The sequence below is a fragment of the Mycobacterium sp. MUNTM1 genome (genome assembly GCF_054660795.1).
Window position 1 is genome coordinate 1 of record NZ_BAAGDE010000101.1, and the last position, 9,868, is coordinate 9,868.

Annotated in this window: 7 protein-coding genes and 2 pseudogenes; 4 read left to right on the forward strand and 5 right to left on the reverse strand. The window is 62.3% G+C overall.

The window, feature by feature from the left end; all coding sequences use genetic code 11:
• Window positions 1-346 (reverse strand): annotated as a pseudogene (locus ACYQ8K_RS29290) (rep protein); the annotation flags it as partial.
• 1,400 nt (window positions 347-1,746) lie between these two features.
• Here ACYQ8K_RS29290 and ACYQ8K_RS29295 point away from each other — a divergent pair.
• Window positions 1,747-2,238: a hypothetical protein gene (locus ACYQ8K_RS29295; protein ID WP_459974777.1), complete on the forward strand. Its 492-nt coding sequence runs from the start codon at window positions 1,747-1,749 to the stop codon at window positions 2,236-2,238.
• Window positions 2,239-2,343: 105 nt separating this feature from the next.
• Here ACYQ8K_RS29295 and ACYQ8K_RS29300 read toward each other — a convergent pair whose 3' ends face one another.
• From ACYQ8K_RS29300 to ACYQ8K_RS29310, 3 genes are all read right to left on the reverse strand, one after another.
• A complete protein-coding gene (locus tag ACYQ8K_RS29300; protein ID WP_459974779.1) occupies window positions 2,344-2,529 on the reverse strand; it encodes a hypothetical protein in 186 nt (61 codons plus the stop codon).
• 176 nt (window positions 2,530-2,705) lie between these two features.
• Complete coding sequence (locus ACYQ8K_RS29305; protein WP_459974781.1) at window positions 2,706-3,008, reverse strand: hypothetical protein; 303 nt, start codon at window positions 3,006-3,008, stop codon at window positions 2,706-2,708.
• Between the two features lie 665 nt (window positions 3,009-3,673).
• Window positions 3,674-4,069 carry a hypothetical protein gene (locus ACYQ8K_RS29310; RefSeq protein ID WP_459974782.1) on the reverse strand — a complete coding sequence of 132 codons (396 nt, stop codon included), beginning with the start codon at window positions 4,067-4,069 and terminating at the stop codon, window positions 3,674-3,676.
• A gap of 82 nt (window positions 4,070-4,151) precedes the next feature.
• Here ACYQ8K_RS29310 and ACYQ8K_RS29315 point away from each other — a divergent pair, with 82 nt between their 5' ends.
• The 3 genes from ACYQ8K_RS29315 to ACYQ8K_RS29325 all read left to right on the forward strand — a co-directional run bounded on the left by ACYQ8K_RS29315 (window position 4,152) and on the right by ACYQ8K_RS29325 (window position 9,468).
• Window positions 4,152-5,438 (forward strand): hypothetical protein, encoded by a 1,287-nt coding sequence (locus tag ACYQ8K_RS29315; protein WP_459974784.1) that lies wholly within the window; start codon window positions 4,152-4,154, stop codon window positions 5,436-5,438.
• Window positions 5,439-5,821: 383 nt separating this feature from the next.
• Window positions 5,822-8,368, forward strand: coding sequence for an NACHT domain-containing protein (locus tag ACYQ8K_RS29320; protein WP_459974786.1), 2,547 nt, complete (start codon window positions 5,822-5,824; stop codon window positions 8,366-8,368).
• 47 nt (window positions 8,369-8,415) lie between these two features.
• Window positions 8,416-9,468: a hypothetical protein gene (locus ACYQ8K_RS29325; RefSeq protein ID WP_459974788.1), complete on the forward strand. Its 1,053-nt coding sequence runs from the start codon at window positions 8,416-8,418 to the stop codon at window positions 9,466-9,468.
• Window positions 9,469-9,709: 241 nt separating this feature from the next.
• Here the strand turns inward: ACYQ8K_RS29325 and ACYQ8K_RS29330 are convergent.
• Window positions 9,710-9,868, reverse strand: a pseudogene (locus ACYQ8K_RS29330) (replicative DNA helicase); the annotation flags it as partial.

Here is a 9,868-nt window from a genome sequence, read left to right on the forward strand (position 1 = left end):
CCACCGGCGGGGGTGGGGCATCGGGTGGTGCCGGGGGCAGCATTTGAGCATGTTGCGATGCGTCCTGCTCATGGGGGCGGGTCGGTAAGCGGCGTAACCGTGAGATGAGGAATCCAACCGGATTGGTGATGCGGTCGGGCCAGTGCCATCCGGTCACACGCATGTCCGCCTCTAAAGCATCCTTGAGCTGGCGCGCCGTCCAGGTCTGGCTGTCGATGCCGGAGGCGGTAATAGCGTCACACAAGGCTCCGATGTGCCGGTTGCGCCGATCGATGCCATGGGTGCAAGCGGCTAACCCTGCGGCGAGGCGTTGCAGCCCGATGGGGCGCGGCTGGGTGCGCCCCATCGGGCGCCTGGTGTTTGGCCGTTGCGAGATTCCGCCGGCGCGAGGTGGCGCGCTTGGTGAGTGATTCTTAACAGGACTGGAGTATGGGTAGTTAGTTTTGGACGGTAGGTGGAAATGATCCACAGTTCGACGAGGCGTGAGATGCCATATTGATGGCCGGCAACGGGCTGAAGGTGTTCGTGCGTTGCCGTGTCCAAGTGAGGCCAACACGATCCAGTCGGCGGCTCGCAGTACTCGCCACGCGGTGGTGATGGTGCGCGGTGAGCATCCAACCCGTTGAGCGAGGGTGGCCCGGGTTGCCGCCATGTTGCGCCCAGTGTCGTGATCGGCATAGTCCGCCATTGCGGTGGCAACGGCAAGCACTGTTGCTGAGCTGATGGAACACCCGAGTCTGTCGCACACTTCCTGCACTGCAACAGGATTGGCCCATACTTTCAGTGCGTCGAGCCATGCGGATCGACACGTCCACATCGGTGTGGTCGCCGAGATGGCCCCGGCGTGCTCCACCCATTGACGTCGCCCCGCGACTCTGCGAAAGGCGATCGGAGGTTGCTCGCCTGTCGTATGAGGACACCGATGCGACCCGTGGGGGTCGACGCGAGCCCGATGGATGTGTGTATCTAATTCATCGGAAAATTGGAGCGCGGAAGTTATCTCATTGCCGCACTGTGGATCTAGCGCGCGAGAAAGCCCGCGCGCTATCATTGATCCCGTCATCTACGACGGTCCCTTCATCTGAGCATGAAGTGACAACACAAAATGGCCAAGTCAGATAACTCGGCCCACAGTTGAGCCCCTGGTGGCAGCCGGGGGCTCAACACTTTCTATGCACGATGAAAACGCCTACGTATTAGGCGTTTACGAGAAAATCCGGCGAACTACAGGGGAAAGTCCCGTGTTTAGTGCCGGCGAAAATGCTCAGACGGTGTCAGAACGCGCCACGGTCCGGTGGGTTGCGTACATGAAGTCCTCCTTCCCCGATGTCTACCCATTGGGGATGATGACATGTCGTCGTCATGGTTTGGCGCAGGACACGCCGCTGCAGCTGATGGGCGAGGACGATCACGCGACGCATTCCGGCGGCGGGACCGTGTGGTCTCGCCGCCGGATGTCAGAGCCCGGGGGGCTCAGGTGCGCGGGCCCGCCGAGGAGGTTTGGGTAGACATCACGGCGGCGCCCATCTCACAGTGACCTGCAGGTTTGCTGGCCTTGTGAGCACCACTGCACACAGTAGTGGACATTGTGGACATCTACTGCAACCCATCGCGGCGTGTTGTGGACATTGTGCGCATTGATGCAGGTCACAGTTTGGACACATCGAGCATCATCGCAGCTCAAAGGGTTGGCGGTTGGTAGCGTAGGATAACCGCCAGTGACCGAGCCGTTGAGAAAGATCCCGCATGGAACTGGAGACACAGCCCCAACCGGGTCGGGCGACTATCAGCGCCAACAAGGCTCACCGCTTGCTCGGCTACGACCGTCGAACCATCCAGAAGATGATCCTTGAGGGAAAACTCGAAGGTGGTGCCCGCCCAGGCAAACAGCGCCGATGGTATGTCTACCTTGACCAATTCGAACAGAATCAGCCCGCATCCTCGGCGCCGCCCTCCGACTACGCGGCCGTAGTCGAAGAGAACAACCGGCTGCGCGCCGGACTGATATCAGCCAACGAAGAAAACGCGCTGCTACGCGCAGCGCATGCAGAAATCCTGGATGCCGTAGCTTCTCACCGCGCCGCGATCGACGACGCACTGCAGGGAGCCGACGCTTTCCGACAGGCGTTCGCCAAGTCCGAAACCGGTTGGCAGCACTTGTCGAAGGCAGTATCGCTGTACAACTCGGCGCTGGGCCAATACACCACCCCGGGAGATCTCAGCGGTCTAGAACGCTGAGACCTCCCGTATCGCAGCGGACCGCAGAAGCTAGCCGGCGCGCTCATGCAGTGAGACATAACGTTCACACGCACCCACGAATCTTGACTCGGGCCGAACCAGTCGTCAGCTCAGAACCGTGAGCGCCTTCGTTTCCTCACGAGTCCAGTGACGCGGCGGCACGCCGCCGCAACACGTCACCGCGTCCCACTCGATGGTGAATATCCCCGGCCGCATCCCGTGGTCGACCCAATCGACGACTGCGCCGATCTCCCCATTGGCGGTCTCAACGACGTTACCAACTTCGACCATGCCCTACGCTCCTTCTCCAGCTTCTTCGTCGGCTTTATGACCGTGCGCACCGGGCCTTTTGCCACACATCGGGCCTAGGCGGAACGCCGGAAACACTTGCTGGGTTCGGTCGCTGCGCAGTAGGCGCTGCAGACAGGGTTGGGGTGATGAGGCAGCGCTACCGCAAGCTGTTTCGTTCATGTCATGTCTGCTTCGTCGTGAAGGTTATGGGCCCACCGCACGTCTCTGCCGTTACCGACCCACACGACGCGACGAATTTGTCCACGCCCCGCAAGCAAACGTAACTGGCGATATACGGTCTCGTGCGGGGTCCCTTGGAATCCGTTTCCCTCGAGCTGAATTCGAAGCTCCGTGGTCGTGATTGCGCAGCCACTAGACAGCAGAGCCAGCAACACGCGGCGCATACGCTCGGCATCACGGCGGCGGGCCTGCGACGGCGTGGCGCCGCCGATACTCTTATCACCGTCTTCAGCAGACATTTACCCGTCAATTCCGTTGGGCCAGCGATGTGTTGGATCATCTGGGTCGTTTAGCTCGGCGAGAGCAGGAACAAAGCCGTCCGTACTGTTCGTCCGGGCAGTACGTCTGGGTGGCAATCCGCACGAACCGGCCGGCTCTCTCCCCCTGGACCACCGTTTCCCGATGGCCCCCTCTGGGTGAGGTGACCCTGTTGATTTTAATCGGAAAGCTCCCGGCCCCGTCCGCTTTATGTCGGTAGTACGTCGGGGCCCTGCCTGTACCCACTGCGGTTCCGGTGGCTGGCTGTGGTCGGATCGTGACCTCGCTGAACGCTATTGACGCACATCAGCGGTGAGAGATCGGTGATTTGGGGTGGGAATACTTGATTCCGTCGTCGGGTAGCTTCTACCCTGAGATCGACCTAGCAAAGTCGCCTCTCCTCGTTGTTGGGGGGAGACCGGAGGGCAAGCTCCTAACTTGTTCTCCACCCGTCGAACAGAGGCCCCCTTCGGGGGGTTCTCTGCTTTCCGGGAAATGGACCCCTCTCATTGGTTTTCACGTTCAGGTGCGTCAGCAGGTATCGCCGAGCTGGGCTTTTCCGGTTTGTCTCACGACGGCTGCACCGCGGTTTGTCTCACGAACCGCTTCGATTCCTAGCCGGGGGAAGGACGCGGAGAGCCAAGCCTCAGCGCGGCCAACTCGACGGCGTTTGACTGGCCCACCAAGCCAGGTCCGGGAAACGGTCGATCTCGGGGAAGTCGGCCTTGTACTTGCTCAACGCACTACCGGTGCGGCACATCGCGATCGCTAGTCCCTGTTCGCGGATCAGTTGTTCGACGGCGAGGCGATCGTCTGGGTCAGTGTCTGACTCACCCGTGATCTCCTGCAGCAGCGCGTAATACGCGTAGATCGCTCGCCGCGCGGCCCCAAGGGTTTTGCCACCGGAGACGCTGATTACCTCATTTGGGTAGCCTTGCAGCACAGCCCGTAACTCCATGCCTTGCGCGTAGAGCGCAGCGGCCTGCGCGCGCGTCTGCGGGTCCGGCCACTTCGCCAGTCGGCGTTCAAGCACAGTGCTCACCGCCCCACTGTCCCACCTTTGCCGGCACGGCGACCCGTGAACCGAGCCCGCACATCATGGCGATGAGCTAACTTCGGGCGTCATGGAGAGCCACCTGAGCATCTTTCGGCCATACGACCGCGATCCCGGGCACGAGGATCAGCTAACTCGTGCGGCGCTGATTGTGCTGAAGCTGGTGCTGCTGGCCCACGAGGTGTTTCTGCGGCTCGCTGGTTGTGGGCCGCTGGCCGCGCTACCGGCGGCGCGGTTCGAGCTGCAGACCGAGACGTTAGTCCCGGCGGGGACAGAGAACGAGACCGGCGGGGTCGACGAGTTGGTCAGTGTTTTCCTTGCCCCGCATGAGAATCTGAGCGTCCAGGAACCCAACCTGGCCTCGCAGCGCCGGGCCCGCTACGACGGGGTCATTCAGTACGGGGCGGCGCTGCTCGTGGTGATCGAAAGCAAGTTGTACGCCAGCGCCGATGATCAGCAGTCTCTTCAGATCAACACGCGAGGTCTGACGCCGCCGCAGAAAACCTCCCGGCGGGCTATCCGGTGGAACGACTTGCTCGACCACTGGTGGAATCTGCTCGAAGCATCACTGCTGCTCAGTCCTGCGGAAAACGCTGTCCTGGAAGACTTTTTCACCAACGCCGAACAGCATTTCGCCGATCTGTTGCCGTATACGGATCTGGAGCGCTGCGGTGAGCACCGCGGGCGCCGGTTGCGGCGGCTACGCGCGATCTTGGAGGAAGCGACCGGCCGGGATGCCGAGGTTCGAGACACGCTAGGGCACGCCAGGGTCAAGTTCACACCCGGCCAGGTCGTTGCGTTCGATCGGGTGAGCCTATTCCTCGAGAACAACGATGTCGTGCTCAGCGCATGGCCGGCTGAGCTGTCCGCCCAGTACACGCGCGTGTACTCCGACCCGGATCGCGCCGGTGCGCTGATTGAGTTGACCGCGGATCCGGATTGGCGCATCGCGGCGAACTTTCACTTGTCGTTCTGGCAGGCCAGCGTCCCGCGGCGCTGGTATCCAGGCCGGCACATCAGAGGCGATGACTATGTGCGTCAGTGGGTGGACGACTATCGACACAAAAGAGCCGGGCGGCGCCCCCGTCAGGAACTAACCGAGCCGGCATTCCGTAAGTGGCTCCTCGATCGCGGCTATGCCGTACAAGAGGAGCTCCCCGGTCTCGACGAATGGGCGGCGAAGTTGCCGCTTGACAAGTTCGACGTCCGGCCGAGCATTCAGGTCACCCGGTCGTGGCCGTTGTCTCACGCTGTCGCTCGTGATCGGTCGGGACAATTCGTCGGCGACGTTCGATCCGCGGTCGATGAACTGCTCGCAGCTCTCGGTGAACGGTCCCTGGACACCCTGGGCAGATAGCCAACAATCGGTGGAGAAGTACCCCCCTCACCCCCCGCATTGTGCGTCAGGCGTGCCTCACGAACCTGGCGGATCCGCCATCACAACGCTATCACCCGTGAGATTCCGCCACGATTCGCGAGAATCTACAACAAGAAGACATATGGTCGCGGCTGTGACCTGCAACTCTCCGATTTGTCTCACGCAGGTTGTTTCAAGGTTTGTCTCACAGAAAGCTTCGTTTCCTACGGGGGTGACGGTCTCGGCTGGGTTGTCTGATCCTCTGACACCGCGTCGTCATCACCCGCGGGACGACGCCGAGTGGCCGAAGGCCACCATGGCGACGGCGATAGAATCCGCGACTGGGGTCAGCGCGGCGCTATCCAGGAAAGGATGCAGACCGTATGGGCGGTGTCGCTGCAGCGGCAGGGTTCGCCTATCAGCACGCCCAAGCCGTGCAAATGGCCTTGACCATTGCCACAGACCCCAGCCTGCATGCCATCCGCGTCGAGGCCAAAAACGACATCATCGACGTCGAAATGCGTTCGCAGGATGGACATCTTGTCAAAGGTTCTCAATTTAAGCTGCGCAATCAGAGTGATACCTGGGGTCAACAAGAACTCATTGACGAGCTGGTTCGCTGGTCGGGGCTGGCGGGCGAAAATCCAGGGGCCACCTATGAATTCGTCACCGACGGGCGCCTCGGCCCGACGGGCGTGAAAGTGCGCGATGCGCTGGAAAAGGCCGCGTCCGGCGACCTGGACGATATCCGCCAGCTCATCACCGGTAAGACGGGAGGCGTCGTCGTCAGCGACGAGTCCCTGACGCGGACCTCTATTCGCGCTGAAGGGCTGGCCTATGCCGATCTCATTGACGCGGCGCAGACGCGCGCCAGGGCGCTCCTACCCAACGTGACCAGCACGGCCGAAGCCGAAGAACGGGGTCGTTGGGTTGTACTCGAGCTGGTCAACATGGTCACCGAACGCAGCGGCTTGGCCGACGACACTGCCCGGATCATCACGCGCGACGAAGTGCTGGCGTTGCTGGCAACGCCGCAAGACCATATACCGAGCACCCAATGGGATACCGCACTCAAGAGCAAATTCTGCGCGTCGGTCCTCGCACGCCCCGACGTCTCACCGGTCGAGCTGGCGTGTCGGCCGGACGTTGCCATCGGCGTCGGGTCAGCAGCCGAGCCGCAACTCCTGGAGAGCTGGGCACAAAAACATGCGGTCCGCTTGTTGGCTGGGGCATCAGGCAGCGGGAAGTCCACAGTCGTACTCGACATGCAGCGCCGCGCGGCCGAGCACGGCGCGGTGGTGATCGCAGTCAGCGCCGAGGATTACCTACCCGGCCGGCTCGCGGCGATGGTCGCCGCAGGGCTTAACCGGCACACCTTCATCGGTGCCCATCCCGCAGTGGGTACTGCAGCTTTGGCCGACACCGACGTCGTCATCGCCGTCGACGGAGTAACCGAGATCCCACCCGGGACGCGGGAGAAGCTTGAGGATGAGCTCAAACAGTTCCTGACGGCGGACCGACGTGCCGACCTGGTGCTGATCGGACGCGGGCTCACGGCCATGCGCGCCATGCTAACCCGCTCGGTCACCACCACCGACCTCATGGTCTGTCCGATGTCTGAAGATGAGCAGTGCCGGATCGTGGAGAGCTTCTATCAGCTAGACACCAGCACTGCGCAATGGCTGGTCCGTCAAGTCAATCATGTGATGCACGAGGCGGCGAGCAACCCACTGATGCTGCTGCTGGGAGCCCGGGCGATTGCGTTGCAGGGCACCGCGTCCAGTCCCGCCCTGATCTTCCACACGGTGATGACGGATATTGCAGAACAGTGCGGTTACCCCGACGCCAGCGTCCTTTTCGCCGGCCTCGGGATGGCCTACGCCACACTCCTCGACGGACAGAAGCGTTACTGTGACACCCTCGACTGGGGTTCGCTTTTGACCCAGTCCGCCCAGCGGCTCACCGACGCCGGCCATTCGGTGACCGTGCGGCGCCTGCGTGAATTCGGTTCTGAAACAGGGATTGTCCGGTCGGCACCCTTCGATACGGTTCGTCCGATTCACGACTCTTTTGCCGATTTCCTGGCAGCCGTGGCATTGAGTCGTTCGCTTGCGGAGTTGCCCGACCACCTTGGTGAACATGATCGGGCCCGGGCGCGCTTCCTGGCTCAACTCTCCGGAGTGGCTGTCGGGTTGGCCGACCGACTCACCCGGGATCTGCCCTTCACCGCAGTCAACGTCGCGCCCTACGAGAGGCGCCCGCCCGAGGAGGCCTGGTTCGATGAGACCAAACGGCACCTGGACCACCTCTTGCCGAACACCCAGGCCCGTCCGACAGTCGCCTACTGGCAGGACACCAACGGCCGGGTGGTGGCGACCGTCGGCGCCGGCGTCGAAGGCTGGTTGGGAAGCGCCGCGCCCGATCGCGCCGTGTTCGAGTCGGGATGGACGTTCCCGCTAAGCGACGGGCAAGGGCCGTTGACGGTCGCAGTCCGCATTTGGCACCGCTGGCTTGAACAACATCTCACCGCACCCGCATTGTCGGGTGTCGCTGTGCCGCAGACCCTGCAGGAGTCGCGCGCGATGCTCGCGGCGCACTCCACCGCGCTGCTGCAGCATCGTCTCGATTTGTCCTCGCAGATGGGACTCCATGGTTCTGATGGCGAAGCGTTGACAGCGGCGGCATCTCAGCAGATCCAGTTCGCAATCTCCGAGCACCAAGTTGACGAAGAACGAGACCGCGGCGTGTGGTTCCGTGAACTCGCCGAGCTCACCGCAGGCGAGGAAGTCCTTGTCGGTGAACTCTCCGACCCTGCGGGGTGGACCGGTCGCGGCCGTGTGGACTCATTCGTCACCACCAGCGCGGCACAGAGCGCATCTCGAGACCTCCGGCAGATTATCAACGCGATGGTGAGCAGGACTTGGCTATGATCCTGGTTGCTGATATGGCGAAAACTGTTGATAGACAAGGGTGAATGATGTCGACACAAGACGTCTGGCCTGCGGTGCAGGCACTGGCTACGACGTGGTCGGGCAGCCCATTAGTCCAGACTTTCCTGGCACGCCATCCCGCGCGTAACGACAGTGACGATGTGGTCACCGAGGCACTGCGGAACCTGCAGGGCGGGGTCACTGTACTGACCGAGACACCATTGTTGACGAGCAATTGGGAGCAGGTTGCCCAGCAGGTGCCGTCGGTCCAGCTCAGTGGCGAGGTGCGCGCCTACCTGCGCACGATCGCGCCACTCGGGCACGTTTTGGAGTCGACGGTGGGATGGGTGCGTAGCCGACTGCCTCTATACCCTGCCATCCCCGTTCCGCAATTTTCTCCGCGTGGCTATCGGCGATCGCCGGAATACTCGCTTCGGCTACCGTGGAGCCAGCAGGTTTTGCAAGCCAACCTGCAGGCCGAACCGGCGCCGCCGTCCGTGGCCGTCATGCTCGGTCTCGATAGCAACGAAGTTCTCAGTACCGCACGGGATGTTGTGGCGGCGTTCACCGATTCGGCCGAATGGCAACGCTACGCCGATCTCGCCGCAGCCTTGACCGAACAAGATCGGCACGTCCTCGACGATGCGCGGCACCGTGTAGGGGTGCTGCTCAATCCGCGTCTGGTCAACGCATACGAGCCTGCACGCAACGAGCGGCGCAACCAGTACCGTCGGCAGCGTGTCGCCGAGGTCATCGCTGAGCTGAACGGTCGACCGAAAGAGCTGGCCGACGCGTTCGATGGCATTGACGATCTGATTGACCATGCCCTCATCAACATCCACGGGCAGCTAGTTGTTCGCGGTGACATTCCGTTAATCCAGCCGACCAATGTTGCACTGGACGGGCCGCAGGCAAGCTTCGAGCACGAAGGAGACACGCCGTTTAACGTCGGCGAATCCGTCCGTCTCGACGACCCGCTGGCAGCCGGTGCTTACCTAATCGACGGCATGAGCTTCAATTTCGGCCAGTTCGAAGGTCTCAAGACGAGGTACACCGCGCAACGCCTGCCTGCCACCGAGAACGCGTTCCAGGTGAGCTGAAACTACAGCAGCCTGCCGTTAGCCGCCGCTGACGCCCGCGGGCGACCGTACGGACGCTGTGACAAACAGTCGGTGCATCAGGGCGCGTGCGCGGAAGCTGTAACGGGAATCCGTTGCAGTCGGCCTTGGGATTGAACGACCCGCGTGTCTCACGAACTTGGCGGATCCGCCACCACTCCGTCATCATTCGTGAGATTCCGCCACCGGCCCGTGAGACCCTCACAACAACAACATCATCGTCTTAGTGCCGTGGGAGGTCGCGAAAACTTGACATGTGCAGGGTGCTGGCCACAGTCAAAGTTCTTGGGGCGGGCCCGTTTCGCTGTTTGGCGACGATCAGGTCCGCCTCGCCTCCTCGGGGGCTGTCCCGATCGTAGGCGTCGGGCCTGTGAATGAGGAT

Coding starts and splice junctions, on each gene's coding strand:
- ACYQ8K_RS29295 (WP_459974777.1), top strand. CDS start 1,747: ATGGAACTGGAGACACAGCCCCAACCGGGTCGGGCGACTATCAGCGCC.
- ACYQ8K_RS29300 (WP_459974779.1), bottom strand. CDS start 2,529: ATGGTCGAAGTTGGTAACGTCGTTGAGACCGCCAATGGGGAGATCGGC.
- ACYQ8K_RS29305 (WP_459974781.1), bottom strand. CDS start 3,008: ATGTCTGCTGAAGACGGTGATAAGAGTATCGGCGGCGCCACGCCGTCG.
- ACYQ8K_RS29315 (WP_459974784.1), top strand. CDS start 4,152: ATGGAGAGCCACCTGAGCATCTTTCGGCCATACGACCGCGATCCCGGG.
- ACYQ8K_RS29320 (WP_459974786.1), top strand. CDS start 5,822: ATGGGCGGTGTCGCTGCAGCGGCAGGGTTCGCCTATCAGCACGCCCAA.
- ACYQ8K_RS29325 (WP_459974788.1), top strand. CDS start 8,416: ATGTCGACACAAGACGTCTGGCCTGCGGTGCAGGCACTGGCTACGACG.